Consider the following 14824-nt stretch of genomic DNA (forward strand, 5'->3'; position numbering starts at 1 on the left):
CAGTCAATAAATTTCCACAACTTTACTGCAATGTAAATTACCATAAAAAAAGCTGTACACGTACAAATCAATAATGTATCCGTAAATACTGCCAAAGTCTGTATCAATCCTTGTTTCGCGGGATGACTGACATGAGCCGTGGCAGCCGCATTCGGAGCCGATCCCATACCGGCCTCATTGCTGAAGAGCCCTCTCTTGATACCTTGCATCAATGCCATGCCTACTCCTCCTGCCAGTGCCTGTTCCCAACCAAAAGCATGACTGACAATCAGCGCGATGACACCCGGTAAATGAGTGATATTGAGTATAACAATCACCAGCGCCAGCCCCACATATCCCAATGCCATAACCGGCACGATAATGCTGCTGACACGGGCAATGCGTTGAATACCTCCGAAGATGATAACCAACGTCAGCAATGTCAGTACCCCTCCCAATATAATATGATTGAACCCGAAAGCATGCTCCGCAGCAGCACAGATGGTATTGCTCTGTACAGAATTGAAAGCAAAACCGAAAGTGATGCTTATTAATATGGCAAAAAGCATTCCCATCCACGGTTGTTTCAATCCCTTCTTCATATAATAGGCAGGACCTCCGATGAATGAATCCTTTCCGCGTATTTTGTATAATTGCCCTAAGGTAGACTCGATGAAAGCACTCGAAGCCCCTAACAGTGCGATGACCCACATCCAGAAAATAGCCCCGGGACCTCCGATGGCAATGGCAGTAGCCACTCCCGCAAGATTCCCCGTACCCACACGGCTGGCGATAGAAATAGCGAATGCCTGAAAAGAAGATACATGTTTCTCTCCCTGTTTTCCTTTGCCGGCGGATTCGCTTAATAGCACGATCATTTCCCGGATCATGCGAAATTGTACAAAGCGTGTCCGTATGCTGAACCAGACAGCACATCCTAATAACATAATAATTAGAATATACGTCCAAAGTATGTCATTAATCTCGTTGATAAAAGTCATAGTTAAGTATTAAGTATAAAGCATTGTTTGTGGTTATTCGTCTTTTATTCGGAAGTAAAATTTATGATTTTCGAATACAGGTTCCACAATATCATAACGAACAAATTTGGCGAGCAGATGTTCAGCGGCACGTCGTGAAAGTCCGGTTTGTCGACAGTAACGGTTGAGTGAGAGTAAAGTTCCGTGCTCCAGTTGATCGAGCAGGAGCTGTTCACGTTCGGTGTAGCGGATGAGTTCGCCACGGGGACTATCGCTCTGTTGCCATACACGGAGATGTATGGGAGTTGCCAGAATATTTTCGTCCTTGATGCGGAGATAGGCTAGGGGCTTTCCGGTTTCGTCCTTGGCGTAAACCGGTTTATGTGGAGTCTCTTCGATGGTTGCCACCAACACTTGCCGTCCTTCCACTATGTATGTTTGCAGAGAATATTCCACTTCCGGCACGCAATAAAGTTGTGCGGCAGCTTCAATCATATATTTTTCTTCTTCGGAGCGTACTCCTGCGATTTTACCATTGTCTTTAACGCCAATAAGTAATCGTCCTCCGTCCGTGTTGGCAAAGGCCGAAAGTGTTTTGGCTATTTTGCGTGCGTCGGAAATTTCGAATTTAAAGTCCTGTTGCTGGTGCTCTCCTTCAGCAATCAGTGCATGTATATAATCGGTATCTGTAAGCAGTTTCATGGCTACAAAGGTAGGTAAAAAAGGTAAAAAGCCCCTTTTTTAGATATTTTTCGAAGATTATTTCAAAAAAAATATTGATTTTATGCTTTTATTTCGGGAAACAGTGTATTTTTGCGACACATTATTAACGAAAAAAATAAAAGGATTATGAAAGAATTGGTAGAAAAGGTAGCAGCTCTTTATGCTGACTTCTCAAAAGATGCTAACGCACAGATCGAAAACGGTAACAAAGCAGCAGGAACTCGTGCTCGTAAGGCTTCTTTGGAAATCGAAAAAGCAATGAAAGAATTCCGTAAAGCATCTTTGGAAGCTTCTAAGAAATAATAGTTAGAAGACTACTAAGATATCAGAAAAAAGAGAGGGCATATCGTAAGCGATATGCCCTCTTTCTGTTTTAATGCGGAATGACTTTTAATTGTTTTAGTATGGATAGTGGCAATTATTTAAGTAGAAAGGTGTATCTTTGTATGTAGCAATCCCAAATATATGAATATATGAGTAATAAGATTTATCCTATCGGCATACAGAACTTTGAGAAAATCCGTAACGACGGTTATTTCTATATTGATAAGACTGCGCTGATTTACCAAATGGTAAAAACAGGTGGATATTATTTTCTTAGCCGTCCGCGCCGTTTTGGTAAGAGCTTGCTACTTTCTACTCTCGAATCTTATTTTTCAGGAAAGAAAGAACTTTTCGAAGGGTTGGCAATGGGAAAGCTGGAGAAAGATTGGATAAAATACCCCGTCATTCATTTAGACTTGAATGCAAAGAAATTCGATACAGTAGATGATTTAATTCGTCTTGTAGACCGGCAGTTGCTTGTATATGAAGCGCAATATGGTTCATGTTCGAAAGATGAAACGATAGACGACCGCTTTGTTACCCTGATCCGTATGGCAGCAGAGAAAACGGGAGAGCGTGTTGTGATTCTTGTGGATGAGTATGATAAGCCGATGCTGCAAGCAATCGGTAGGGATGAGTTGCAAGAAGAGTACCGGAATACATTGAAGGCTTTCTATGGTGTAATGAAGTCTATGGACGGTTACATAAAGTTTGCTATGCTGACAGGGGTTACTAAATTCGGTAAAGTCAGTGTGTTTAGTGATTTGAATAATCTGGATGACATATCGATGCGTCAGATCTATGTAGATATTTGCGGTGTCACCGAACAAGAACTTCATGATAATCTGGAGAGTGAGTTGCATGAATTGGCGGAAATTCGAGGGGTATCGTATGATGACGTTTGCAATGAACTGCGTGCGTGCTATGATGGCTATCATTTCACTCATAATTCTATTGGTATATACAATCCGTTCAGCCTTTTGAATGCATTTAAATATCAGGAATTCAGTAGTTATTGGTTCGAGACGGGTACGCCTACTTATTTGGTGGAACTGTTGAAAAAACATCATTATGATCTTCATCGCATGGCTCATGAAGAGACGACTGCCGAGGTTTTAAATAGCATTGATTCAACTTCCGACAATCCAATCCCTGTGATATATCAAAGTGGTTATCTTACTATAAAAGGATATGATCCTGAATTTGGTAATTATCGTTTGGGATTTCCTAATCGTGAAGTAGAACAGGGATTTATTAAATTTCTGCTTCCTTTCTATGCTAATACTAGTGCAGTGGAATCTTCGTTTGAAATACAAAAGTTTGTTCATGAAGTACGTTCCGGAGATTATGAGTCATTTTTCCGTCGCTTGCAAAGTTTCTTTGCTGATACTCCCTATGAGTTGGTTCGTGACTTAGAGTTGCATTATCAAAATGTTCTTTTTATAGTGTTCAAGTTAGTCGGATTTTATGTCAAGGCTGAATATCATACGAGTGAAGGACGTGTTGACCTAATCTTGCAAACAGATAAATTCATTTATGTTATGGAATTTAAGTTGAATGGCACGGCAGAAGAAGCGTTGCAGCAAATTAATGAAAAACATTATGCATTGCCATTTGAACACGATGAACGTAAACTATTTAAAATCGGAGTGAACTTTACTTCAGCAACACGAAATATAGAGAAATGGATGGTAGAAGCAGAGTAATATTAATATAGAATGAAATAATTATTTATAGCATGAAAAGCGGTTCGTTTGAATGAATCGCTTTTTTTATTTTCCAGAGTTGTCTGCTTTCCTGTTCGTAAACATCTTATCTTTTCTATTGCTTAGTTAATAAGAATATAAGCGTAGCTTTTTATTTCTTCAAAATTGACTAATTTTGTATTTATATATTTGCTAAACTTTTTTTCTTCTATACGCATCTCAAATTAAATCGTATATTTGCGAAAAGAATCAAGATCGGGAATGATGAACGAAAACGTCTTAGCTAAACTGAAGATACTTGCAGAATCTGCCAAGTACGATGTTTCCTGTTCTTCCAGTGGTACGGTGCGTTCCAATAAGCCGGGAACGCTGGGAAACACTGTGGGAGGATGGGGGATATGCCACAGTTTTGCCGAGGACGGTCGATGTATCTCGCTATTGAAAATCATGCTTACCAATTATTGCATTTACGATTGTGCCTATTGCGTCAACCGTCGTAGCAACGATCTTCCCCGCGCTACCTTTTCCGTTTCGGAATTGGTGGAGCTGACGATGGAATTCTACCGTCGTAACTATATCGAAGGGCTGTTTCTTAGCTCCGGAGTGGTCCGTAATCCGGACTATACAATGGAGAGACTTGTGCGTGTAGCCAAAGATTTGCGGCAAGTGTACCGTTTTAACGGTTATATCCATCTCAAGAGTATTCCCGGAGCCAGTCGCGAATTAGTGAATGAAGCCGGATTGTATGCCGATCGTCTTAGCGTCAACGTCGAAATTCCCAAAGAAGAAAATTTGAAACTGCTTGCACCGGAAAAAGACCATAAAAGCGTATTTGCTCCGATGAAATACATTCAACAAGGCGTGTTGGAGAGCAAAGAAGAACGGCAGAAGTTTCGCCACGCACCCCGTTTCGCACCTGCGGGACAAAGTACCCAGGTGATTGTGGGAGCTACCTCCGAATCGGATAAAGATATTCTTTTTCTTTCGTCGGCACTTTACGGGCGCCCCACCATGAAACGTGTCTATTACTCGGGCTACGTTTCCGTGAATACGTATGATAAGCGCCTTCCGGCATTGAAACAGCCGCCTCTGGTACGTGAAAACCGGCTCTATCAGGCTGACTGGTTATTGCGTTTTTATCAATTCAAGGTAGATGAAATTGTGGATGATTCTTATCCGGATCTCGATCTCGAAATAGACCCGAAACTTTCGTGGGCTTTGCGCCATCCCGAACAGTTTCCTGTCGACATCAATAAGGCAGACTACGAAATGTTGCTCCGTGTGCCGGGAGTAGGGGTGAAGTCGGCGAAACTGATTGTTGCTTCCCGTCGTTTTTCGCGGCTGGGATTTTATGAACTGAAGAAGATAGGAGTGGTGATGAAGAAAGCGCAATATTTCATCACTTGCAAAGAACTACCTCTCCAGATGCAGACAGTGAACGAACTTTCTCCGCAACGGGTGCGCAGCTTATTGTTGCCGAAACCGAAAAAGAAAGTGGATGAACGTCAGTTGTTGCTTGATTTTGGCGAATAGTAAATATGCTTGGTGTTTTTTATGAATGTTTATATTTACGATAAAACCTTTGATGGGCTGCTGACGGCTGTGTTCGACGCCTATTTCCGCAAGACTTTTCCCGATGCTTTGTTGTCGGAAGGAGATGCTTTGCCTTTATTTTGTGATGAGCTGCATACGGTAGTGACCGATGAAGAAAAGGCCGGGCGTGTGTGGCGGGGATTGCAGAAGAAAGTTTCCTCTTCTGCTTTGGGTTGCCTCACACAAAGTTGGCTGTCGGAACTTCCGGAAATAGGAATACTTATTTTTCGATATATCCGTAAAGCAATCGATGCCCCCCGCTCTATTGAAACCAATTTTGGTGATCCGGACGTTTTGCAATTAGCGCAAATATGGAAGAAGGTGGATGGCGAACGCGTACACCTGATGCAATTTGTCCGTTTCCAGAAAGCTGCCGACGGTACATTCTTTGCCGCTTTCGAACCACAGTATAATGCGCTCCCGCTGACCGTTCACCATTTCAAAGACCGTTTTGCCGATCAGAAGTGGATTATTTATGACATGAAACGCCGTTACGGATTTTATTATGATTTGCAGGAGGTGACAACTATCTCGTTTGATGATGACAGCCGTGAATCCCATTTGATTACGGGGATGCTGGATGAAAGCCTGATGGACAAGGATGAGAAGCTTTTCCAACAACTTTGGAAGACATATTTCAAGGCTATTTGTATCAAAGAACGCATGAATCCGAGAAAGCACAGGCAGGATATGCCTGTACGTTATTGGAAGTATCTGACGGAAAAGCAAAAGTAGATTTCCATTTTGGGAGAGGAGCGGAAGTCTGACTATTCAATTCGCTGCACCGTTACATCCGGAAATTCCTGTATCAGCGAAAGCAGATGCCCTTCATCATTATTTCGCTTCGACTTGATAACCATTGTAACCTGATAATATTCTGTTTCACCCGTGTGTTGCGTTTCCATCTCGTAAGAGACTATCAGGTAGTCTTTAGAGTTGAATCTGTCCGCTATCTGTTTCAGTATGTCTTTGTTGGGAGTTGAGAAAGAAACCATCGAGCTTTTCATTCCGATGCTTTTAAATAGATAGCTAAGTAGTTCCAGTCCGACGAGGGTTAACACCGTGGCGGCAATGCCGATGGTGTACATTCCTGCACCTACCGCCAGGCCGATACCTGCTGTTGCCCAGATTCCTGCGGCGGTAGTCAGTCCGCGTACAATCTGTTTTTGAAAGATGATGGTTCCTGCACCGATAAATCCGATACCGCTGACAACCTGTGCCGCCACCCGACTGGGATCGAGTGTGACACTACTTTCTTTTATAATTTCCTGAAATCCGTATTGGGAAACAATCATAATCAAAGCACTACCTAGCGACACGAGAAAATGAGTGCGGTATCCGGCTTCTTTGGCACGGTATTCACGATCCAGTCCAATGATGGTTCCCAGTATTCCGGCGACCAATAAACGGATTACAAAATCCATATTCAACATCATGTGTTCAATCTCCTTTCTGTTTTTTATTGTTTGTGGAAAAATGCTTAGGACTATAAATATACAATTATTTCCCCTTTTTGTATCAATCATTTAGTAATATTTGAACGTATCCAATTCATTTTATCGTATATTCGCAGATTCAAATAAATGTTTAATCCCGCGACCGAGCAAATAATGAAGAAAAGAATTTTTTATATAATCAGCTTTCTGGTGATCTTCTGTATTGAGGTGTTGATAGCTTTGTATGTGCGCGACCGTTTCATACGTCCCTATGTCGGAGATATGCTGGTTGTAGTGCTGGTATATAGCTTTGTACGTATCTTTCTACCGACGGGGATTCCGCGGATGCCGTTTTATGTCTTTCTTTTTGCCTGTTTCGTAGAAGTGTTGCAATACTTCCAGCTGGTGGAGACATTGGGCATTACGAACCGCGTAGCCCGAATTGTGCTGGGTTCTACGTTCGATTGGGGAGATATTGCCTGCTATGCTGTGGGATGCGTTTTCATTGTCTTATTCGAGCGTTTCGTCCGGCGTAGATCATAGGGATTTATTTCTCTTCCGCTTTGGTTTCGGATGGGGCCAGGCTGTGGCCGCAATATTTGCAAAACTCTGCATTATCTTCGTGTCCGGAGCGATGGCAGTTGGGGCATTCTTTGTCTCTTCTGCGTTTATATTCTTTCATCATGGAGGCAGATACGATACCTGTCGGTACGGCGATAATCGTGTAACCGATGAGCATGACGCAGGCGGAAAGGAATTTTCCGAGGCCGGTGGCGGGAGTAATATCTCCATAACCTACGGTAGTCATGGTGACGATAGCCCAATAGATGCTGTTCGGGATATTGTTGAACTGGGAGTTGGGCTGCGTTCCTTCAATCATATACATTAGCGTTCCGATGGAAGTCACCAGAATGACGACAAACAGGAAGAACACTGCAATCTTCTTACTACTTTCACGCAAGGCAGTGAGCAGCCGTTCCCCCTCATTCAGAAAGTTGAAAAGCTTGAAGACGCGGAACACACGTATCAGGCGGAAGGCACGGATGATGAGTAGATAGCGGGCGCCCGGAAAGAGCAGACCGATGTAAAGAGGCAACGTGGCCAGTAAGTCTACGATACCGAAAAAGCTGAATATGTATTTCCGGGGACGGGGTGAACAGTAGATTCTCGTCAGGTATTCGAAAGTAAAGAAGCCGGTGAAAAGGAATTCCATAATGACGAACGGAGTCGTCAGATAGGTGGGAAGTCCTTTCAGGCTTTCGATGATGACGAGCAATACGCTGACCAGAATACAGGCGATAAGAATCACGTCGAACAATTTCCCGGCAGGGGTGTCCGATTCGAAGATGATGACGTATAACTTTCGTTTCAGTTTCTCGTCATGCAAAAAACGATGGATTCTTTCTTTCAGTTTCATATCAATAGTGTTTGCCCGGAATTAAAGAAAAAGCCTTTTTAGTCGATGACCCACTGTTTATTGTAGGCAACGGTCTTTTGCGGATTGTAATACATTCCCTCTTGTGTAGGAATATAGAGAATGTATGTCTTTCCGGTCTTGTTCTTCAATGAAGTGTCGCGCAGCCAGGGGTTGGCATCACGAAGTTGGGCATAGGTGATTCCCTGTGATTTTGCGTAGTCGTTCAGATCGTCGATAGAAGTGTTGACGGTTACCTCTTTATAAGGAATAGGCGGATACAGATGTTCCCGTTTCAAGAGGAATCCGTAACGTTGCGGGTTGTTGAATATCTCTTTGGCTGCCAGCAGACGGAACATGTAGCGGGAAGTTTCCTCTACCAGCCATAAGTCCATGGCATGACTTGCCAACTGCTTTTCAAGTTGGGAGGAGATACGTCCCTGTCCGGCGTTATAGGCGGCGGAGACAGCCATCCAGTCGCCATATTTGGCATACGCTTGTTTGAAGTATTTGCAGGCGGCAACGGTTGCTTTTTCAATATGGTAGCGTTCGTCTACGTTATCGTTCACTTCCAGCCCGAATTCCCGTCCGGTGGCAGGCATAAATTGCCACAGGCCCGCTGCTCCTGCCGGAGAGCGTGCAATGTTGTTCAGATTGCTCTCGATGACCATCAGGTATTTGAAGTCGTCGGGGATACCGTTTGCTTTCAGTATCGGTTCGATGATGGGAAAGTAACGGTTGGCGCGCTTGATTAATAACATGGTGGTGGAGTGCATATAGGTGAAGGCCATCATCTCGCGGTCCATCCGTTCGCGGCGGTCATAGCGGCGGAGGTCGATCGTTTCCCCGTCGAAGGTGACCTGTGCGGGAACAGTAGGCGGAGTGACACAATAAGGCACTTCCGATTTGGCGGAATGTTGTTCGTTCACTTGGCTGCTGCCTGTCAATATTGGGATGGAAGCACCGATACAAAATACTAATATAAGTGTAAGAATATAGTTGATTTTCATTTGTCTTTTCATTTTATAACCTTTTTGGATGCTTCAATGTTTACGTCTATCTTGCAAAGATAACCTCATTTTGCTTTTTTCAAAGAACTTTTCTTGCATTTTATACGTTTTTCTAATAGAGTTAAAATAAACAACGAATCAAGATGAATATAGCAATGACCGGAGCTACCGGATATATAGGTAAACATCTTTCTAATTATCTTACAGAAAAGGGCGGACATCGGATCATTCCTCTGGGAAGGTCGATGTTTCGCGAAGGTATGTCCGGTTATTTGATTCAGACACTGACCCATTGTGATGTTGTCATCAATCTGGCAGGTGCACCTATCAATAAACGTTGGACACCGGAATATAAACAGGAGCTTTTCAACAGTCGTATTGTCGTAACCAATCGTATTATCCGTGCTTTGAATGCAGTCAAGACGAAACCGAAACTGATGATTTCGGCTTCTGCCGTAGGTTATTATCCTTCGGAAGCGGAGGTGGACGAATATACCCGTACCCGTGGAGAAGGCTTTCTGTCCGATCTTTGCTATGCGTGGGAAAAAGAGGCGAAACACTGTCCCGAACCTACAAGGCTCGTTATCACACGCTTTGGCGTAGTGCTTTCTCCGGACGGGGGAGCGATGCAGCAGATGCTTCGCCCTTTGCAAGCTACCAAGATAGCTACCGCCATCGGTCCCGGTACGCAGGCTTTTCCGTGGATATCGATACGTGATCTTTGCCGTGCAATGGAGTTTTTTATCACTCACGAAGAGACACGTGGGGTATATAATCTGGTTGCTCCGCAGCAAATCTCGCAATATGCTTTCACCCGTGCGATGGGAAAGGCTTATCGGGCATGGACGACGATGGTGGCCCCGCAAAGAATTTTCCGTATCTTATATGGTGAAGCGGCATCCTTCCTGACTGCGGGCCAGAGAGTCCGCCCAACGCGTCTGACGGAAGCAGGATTTCATTTCTCCATTCCCAATGTCGAACGTCTTTTCAGAGGTACAAACCATAGTACGGTTACCTCTCTCGACCTGCACCGGTATATGGGACTTTGGTATGAAATAGCCCGCTACGAGAATCGCTTTGAATACGGACTTGTAGACGTCACGGCTACTTACACGCTCCGTCCCGACGGCATGATTCGTGTGGAGAACCGGGGATGCAAACGTAATTCTCCTTACGACATCTGCAAGACTGCCAACGGACACGCCAAAATACCCGATCCCACACAGCCGGGCAAACTGAAAGTGTCTTTCTTCCTTAGTTTCTATTCTGATTATTATATCTTGGAACTGGATGAAGAGAATTACAATTATGCCCTGGTAGGTAGCAGTACTGATAAATATCTCTGGATACTAAGCCGTACACCCCAACTGCCGGAAGAAATCAAGAAGAAACTCGTCACCGCTGCCGAACGTCGTGGATACGATACGAGCCAGTTGAAGTGGATCGAGCAACTCTGATCGCAATCTGCGCCTGATAACCTAAGATTATTTTGCCGGAGTGCTTAACGAACAATGAGACAACTTTAAAACAACAGAAATTATGGATTACGAAATTATTCATCAGCCCGAACAAAAATTGTTCAAGACAGAAGTAGACGGTCGCACCGCCTTTGTACAATATCGCCTGATAGGTGATTCTCTTGATATTATCCACACAATTGTGCCACAACCCATTGAAGGGCGGGGGATTGCCGCTGCTTTGGTAAAAGCTGCTTACGCCTATGCATTAGCTAACGGGATGAAGCCGAAAGCAACGTGCTCTTATGCAGTGAAGTGGTTGGAAAGACACCCGGAAATAAATGGTTAAATACTCGCTTTTGATTCGTCGGAAAAGGAAATAATATTATCTTTGTAATTGGAAATCAATGAAGAAAAATAGTGTTATGATAAAAGAAGGTGAAAAGGTAAAAGTGGATCCTAGATTAACGGGACTCGATGAATGGATAGAGGGTACAGTAATTGATATTGAACATAATCCGTTCAAAGGCTTAGTTATAGCGATTCGTGATAAATTTAACCGTATTTTCTTTGGTGAGCAGAAATATTTTATTCCTGTAAATGAGGATAATGTATGTATGCAATAGCCTTTGATATGGTCATTACAGACCTACGTGCCAATTATGGAGAGCCTTATAACAATGCCTATTTTGAAATAAATAAAGTGTTGCGTCAGTATGAGTTTTATAATACGCAGGGTAGTGTATATCTAACAGAGAAAACTGATATGGCAAATCTTTTTCGTGCAATTGACGCATTGAAACGTATTCCTTGGTTTCAGGCGTCAGTTCGTGATCTTCGTGCGTTTCGTGTAGAAGACTGGTCGAACTTTACGGATTTTATAAAAGAAAATAAATAGATAAGCTTTCAGGTATGAATATGTATTCATGCCTGAAAGCTCCTTTTATTTCTCAATTACTGTTTCCACCTCTTCAACTGTGGAAAGTACTCCTTCATCGTTTTCCGTGCTTCCTCCACTGTGTATTTCACTTCCGAGTCTTTATTGAACTCATCCAGATAATTCAGATTAAGCTCGATCATCTCGTCCATGGTACACTCTTTCGTGAAATGTCCGTCCGCATAGCAATAGTGGCAATAATCTTCGTTCTTGCTACCGTCCGTTTCTTTTCCAAAAGTTGAGTCGTCTATCGGCATACCGCAACTTTGACAAAATTTTTGTTCCATCTTTTTTTGTTAGATTATAAGTTTATGTTACAAGACAAATGTAAGTAGAAATATTGGAAAAGAAGTAATCCGGTCTTGCTATTTATTCATTTATTTCTTTCCTGGTTTGCTTTTGGTGTTAATTGGTTTTCACGGGCAGCCGTTTCCACATCCAACGGGGAATCATTTTCCAGAAAAAGACCAGTATCCGGTAGCGCCAGTCGATCACTACTATCCGTTGTTTCCGCTCCAGTGACCAGGCGATGTGACGTCCCACTTTCGTTGCATCCATCAATAGCGGATAATGTTTCCCGTCGTTGAGCAAGTCGGTGGCAACAAATCCGGGACGGATATCGGTAAAACGGATATTCAGTTTTTGTAAATATGAAAGTTGTTCGAGAGCATCTATGTAAGTGTTCTGGAAGCGTTTGGTGGCAGAGTAGGCAGGAGCCACTCCAAGTCCTTTCGTTCCCGCGATGGAACTGATGACTGCCAGGTGGCCGCCTCCGCTTTTCCTGAAATAGATGAAAGCGGTATCCACCATGCGGATAAATCCCTCTACATTCGTGTATGCTGTGTTCAGCTCCACCTCCATGTTCAGATTCGTGTTCTGGAAACCGATGCCCGAGCTAAGAAGAAACAAATCCATGCCGCCCACCTTGTCGATGAGCATATTCAATTTCTCGCCTGCATCTTCCTGGGTTACGTCCAACGTTTGAATTTGAATCTGATCCGGTGCTGCCCGTTGCAGGTTTTCGAGAGCAGATTGCCGTCTGCCGGCTACTCCGATTTGCCATCCATCCAGTAACAGACATTTTGCAACTTCTTGTCCGATGCCGGAGGTAGCGCCAATGATAATGGCTTTTTTCATTACTGATTTTTTTAGTAAGTTATAGGTTCAATAAATGTCGTATGGCCTGCCAGGGTGCATAAAGCAACATCCTCGGTCCGGAGAAACGCATCACCTGTCGCATTCGTTCGCGCATGACGGGTTTGTAACAATGTACGGTGCATTCTTTGCATGCACTCTTCTTCTCTCCAAACGGACAATGGTCGAGACGTGCGTGGGCATAGCGGAGCAACTCTTCACAGTCGGCACAAAGAATTGTATTTTTTTCTTTTTTCCGGCAATAGAGGCGGATCATCAACTCTACCGTTTTCTTTTCGTGCGCAATGCGTGATGCTTTCATCTCTTTCTTTTTTACACTTTGGAATGACAAAGATAGCGAAGATTATGCAGAAATGCAGGCGTATTCTGTTAAAATACACCTTCTTCTTTTTTCTATTTTGAAAAGCACCCTTTCATTTTGGTAGGGTATTTGGAGATTACTTTTTCAAAATGAAAAAAAATATTGCATTGATTACAAGCTAATTATCAGAATCCTTTTCATTTTGGCATACTCTTGGCTATGAGGGGAACATACAAAATGATTCATGAGTTATGGAAGAGTACATTTCAGATAACAGTCTGTATATTCGGAGTAAGAATAATAGCATGATTAACCGGAAGATGATAGGGCGCGTGCTGGGTATGTTGCTATTTATCGAATTGGGAATGTTCTTACTTTGTGCCGGAGTGTCGGCTGGTTACGGGGAAAGTGATTATAAATACTTTCTTTACACCTGTATCATCAATGCTGTGGTAGGCGGATTGTTACTGCTCTACGGACGGGGAGCGGAGAATAAGATGAGCCGGAGAGACGGATATTGTGTGGTCACTCTTTCATGGGTGTTTTTTACCTTTTTCGGCATGCTTCCTTTTTATTTTAGCGGAAGCATTGATACGATAACCAATGCCTTTTTCGAAACCATGTCCGGGTTTACCACTACAGGAGCTACTATTCTCGATGATATTGAATCCCTTTCCCACGGTATGCTTTTCTGGCGAAGCCTGACGCAGTGGATCGGTGGTTTGGGGATTGTGTTTTTCACGATTGCCATTCTTCCTATCTTTACCACGGGAGGAGTGCAACTCTTCTCTGCTGAATCTACGGGAGTGACGCACGACCGTACCCATCCGAAAATCAATGTCATGGCCAAGTGGTTGTGGACAATTTATCTGGTATTGACAGTTTCGGAAACTGTCTTATTGATGTTTGGGGGCATGAGCTTGTTTGATGCCATTTGCCAGTCGTTTGCCACTACTGCTACGGGCGGATATTCTACCAAGCAGAACAGTATATCTTACTGGAATTCTCCGTATATAGAATATGTGGTGGCTATCTTTATGATTGTTTCCAGTATCAACTTCTCTTTGTTTCTGATGTGTTTGAAAGGAAAAGTCGGTCGTTTATTCAAAGATGAAGAGTTACACTGGTTTCTGGCGTCAGTGGGTATCTTGACTTTTCTTATCACGTTGGCGCTCGTCTTTCAAAATCATTATGACTGGGAACTGGCTTTCCGGAAAGCATTGTTCCAGGTGTCTACGGTGCATACTTCCTGCGGTTTTGCTACGGATGATTATAATATGTGGCCTCCTTTCACGTGGTTACTGTTGTTTATTGCGATGCTTTCGGGAGGGTGTACGGGTTCTACCAGTGGAGGTATCAAGAATATGCGGTTGCTGATTGTGGCGCGTGCCATCCGGAATGAGTTCAAACATCTGCTCCACCCGAATGCCGTGCTTCCCGTACGTATCAATAAGCAGACGGTGTCTTCTTCTATCGTAACTACCGTATTGATTTTCTTTGCTTTTTATCTGGTTCTGATCCTGATTGGGTGGACGGCTCTTTTGTTTTTGGGAGTTGGCTTTTCCGAGTCCGTCAGTACGGTTATTTCGAGTATAGGCAATGTCGGTCCGGGATTGGGAACTTGCGGGCCTGCATATTCGTGGAATTCTTTACCTGATCTGGCAAAGTGGATACTTTCTTTTCTGATGCTGGTGGGACGTCTGGAATTGTTTAGTGTACTCCTGTTGTTTTATCCGGGATTCTGGAAGAATAGATAAACTGTAAATCATGAACGGGCTTCTGAAACATCGTTGGAAGGGTTTGTGGTTG

The 14824-nt window shown here is 43.4% G+C and carries 18 protein-coding genes; 10 read left to right on the forward strand and 8 right to left on the reverse strand.

Translation table 11 applies throughout. From position 1 onward, the window contains the following. The coding region (locus ACT8YW_RS10475) for an alanine/glycine:cation symporter family protein (RefSeq protein ID WP_444104869.1) at positions 1–980 on the reverse strand (980 nt) is incomplete at its 3' end. 33 nt (positions 981–1013) lie between these two features. Further along, positions 1014–1661: an AlbA family DNA-binding domain-containing protein gene (locus ACT8YW_RS10480; RefSeq protein WP_004308278.1), complete on the reverse strand. Its 648-nt coding sequence runs from the start codon at positions 1659–1661 to the stop codon at positions 1014–1016. Between the two features lie 147 nt (positions 1662–1808). Here ACT8YW_RS10480 and ACT8YW_RS10485 point away from each other — a divergent pair, with 147 nt between their 5' ends. From ACT8YW_RS10485 to ACT8YW_RS10500, 4 genes are all read left to right on the forward strand, one after another. Continuing rightward, on the forward strand, positions 1809–1985 hold the full coding sequence (locus tag ACT8YW_RS10485; protein WP_004301965.1) for a histone H1: 177 nt from the start codon (positions 1809–1811) through the stop codon (positions 1983–1985). Positions 1986–2155: 170 nt separating this feature from the next. Then, a complete protein-coding gene (locus tag ACT8YW_RS10490) occupies positions 2156–3712 on the forward strand; it encodes an ATP-binding protein (RefSeq protein WP_074557880.1) in 1557 nt (518 codons plus the stop codon). Positions 3713–3976: 264 nt separating this feature from the next. Beyond that, on the forward strand, positions 3977–5245 hold the full coding sequence (locus tag ACT8YW_RS10495) for a putative DNA modification/repair radical SAM protein (protein WP_004304808.1): 1269 nt from the start codon (positions 3977–3979) through the stop codon (positions 5243–5245). Positions 5246–5266: 21 nt separating this feature from the next. Continuing rightward, positions 5267–6040 carry a TIGR03915 family putative DNA repair protein gene (locus ACT8YW_RS10500; RefSeq protein ID WP_009000641.1) on the forward strand — a complete coding sequence of 258 codons (774 nt, stop codon included), beginning with the start codon at positions 5267–5269 and terminating at the stop codon, positions 6038–6040. Between the two features lie 32 nt (positions 6041–6072). Here ACT8YW_RS10500 and ACT8YW_RS10505 read toward each other — a convergent pair whose 3' ends face one another. Continuing rightward, positions 6073–6741, reverse strand: coding sequence for an MgtC/SapB family protein (locus tag ACT8YW_RS10505; protein WP_004308274.1), 669 nt, complete (start codon positions 6739–6741; stop codon positions 6073–6075). 174 nt (positions 6742–6915) lie between these two features. Between ACT8YW_RS10505 and ACT8YW_RS10510 the strand changes: the two genes are divergently transcribed. Further along, a complete protein-coding gene (locus ACT8YW_RS10510; protein ID WP_444104870.1) occupies positions 6916–7284 on the forward strand; it encodes a ribosomal maturation YjgA family protein in 369 nt (122 codons plus the stop codon). Positions 7285–7288: 4 nt separating this feature from the next. On the opposite strand, the gene ACT8YW_RS10515 is transcribed toward ACT8YW_RS10510, so the two are convergent. Both ACT8YW_RS10515 and ACT8YW_RS10520 read right to left on the reverse strand, forming a co-directional pair. Continuing rightward, positions 7289–8158, reverse strand: coding sequence for an ion transporter (locus ACT8YW_RS10515; protein ID WP_128857508.1), 870 nt, complete (start codon positions 8156–8158; stop codon positions 7289–7291). Positions 8159–8196: 38 nt separating this feature from the next. Further along, positions 8197–9177, reverse strand: coding sequence for a lytic transglycosylase domain-containing protein (locus tag ACT8YW_RS10520; RefSeq protein WP_004308272.1), 981 nt, complete (start codon positions 9175–9177; stop codon positions 8197–8199). Between the two features lie 131 nt (positions 9178–9308). On the opposite strand from ACT8YW_RS10520, the gene ACT8YW_RS10525 reads away from it, so the two are divergent. The 4 genes from ACT8YW_RS10525 (at position 9309) to ACT8YW_RS10540 (ending at position 11520) form a co-directional block, all read left to right on the forward strand. Beyond that, complete coding sequence (locus ACT8YW_RS10525; RefSeq protein ID WP_115484299.1) at positions 9309–10622, forward strand: TIGR01777 family oxidoreductase; 1314 nt, start codon at positions 9309–9311, stop codon at positions 10620–10622. 82 nt (positions 10623–10704) lie between these two features. Next, positions 10705–10971, forward strand: coding sequence for a GNAT family N-acetyltransferase (locus tag ACT8YW_RS10530; RefSeq protein ID WP_004301973.1), 267 nt, complete (start codon positions 10705–10707; stop codon positions 10969–10971). Positions 10972–11029: 58 nt separating this feature from the next. Continuing rightward, positions 11030–11248, forward strand: coding sequence for a hypothetical protein (locus ACT8YW_RS10535; protein WP_004301974.1), 219 nt, complete (start codon positions 11030–11032; stop codon positions 11246–11248). Continuing rightward, positions 11236–11520 (forward strand): virulence protein, encoded by a 285-nt coding sequence (locus tag ACT8YW_RS10540; protein WP_004301975.1) that lies wholly within the window; start codon positions 11236–11238, stop codon positions 11518–11520. Before ACT8YW_RS10535 ends, ACT8YW_RS10540 begins: the two co-directional genes overlap by 13 nt. A gap of 56 nt (positions 11521–11576) precedes the next feature. Here ACT8YW_RS10540 and ACT8YW_RS10545 read toward each other — a convergent pair whose 3' ends face one another. The 3 genes from ACT8YW_RS10545 to ACT8YW_RS10555 form a co-directional block, all read right to left on the reverse strand. Beyond that, on the reverse strand, positions 11577–11846 hold the full coding sequence (locus tag ACT8YW_RS10545; protein WP_004320675.1) for a zinc ribbon domain-containing protein: 270 nt from the start codon (positions 11844–11846) through the stop codon (positions 11577–11579). A gap of 118 nt (positions 11847–11964) precedes the next feature. Next, positions 11965–12696, reverse strand: coding sequence for an SDR family NAD(P)-dependent oxidoreductase (locus ACT8YW_RS10550; protein WP_008651230.1), 732 nt, complete (start codon positions 12694–12696; stop codon positions 11965–11967). Positions 12697–12715: 19 nt separating this feature from the next. Continuing rightward, positions 12716–13015 carry a nitrous oxide-stimulated promoter family protein gene (locus tag ACT8YW_RS10555; RefSeq protein WP_004304816.1) on the reverse strand — a complete coding sequence of 100 codons (300 nt, stop codon included), beginning with the start codon at positions 13013–13015 and terminating at the stop codon, positions 12716–12718. A gap of 251 nt (positions 13016–13266) precedes the next feature. Here ACT8YW_RS10555 and ACT8YW_RS10560 point away from each other — a divergent pair, with 251 nt between their 5' ends. Beyond that, complete coding sequence (locus ACT8YW_RS10560) at positions 13267–14772, forward strand: TrkH family potassium uptake protein (RefSeq protein WP_004301980.1); 1506 nt, start codon at positions 13267–13269, stop codon at positions 14770–14772. Positions 14773–14824 lie beyond the last annotated feature (52 nt).

The sequence above is a fragment of the Bacteroides sp. genome (assembly GCF_052357945.1).
Taxonomy (GTDB): Bacteria; Bacteroidota; Bacteroidia; order Bacteroidales; family Bacteroidaceae; genus Bacteroides.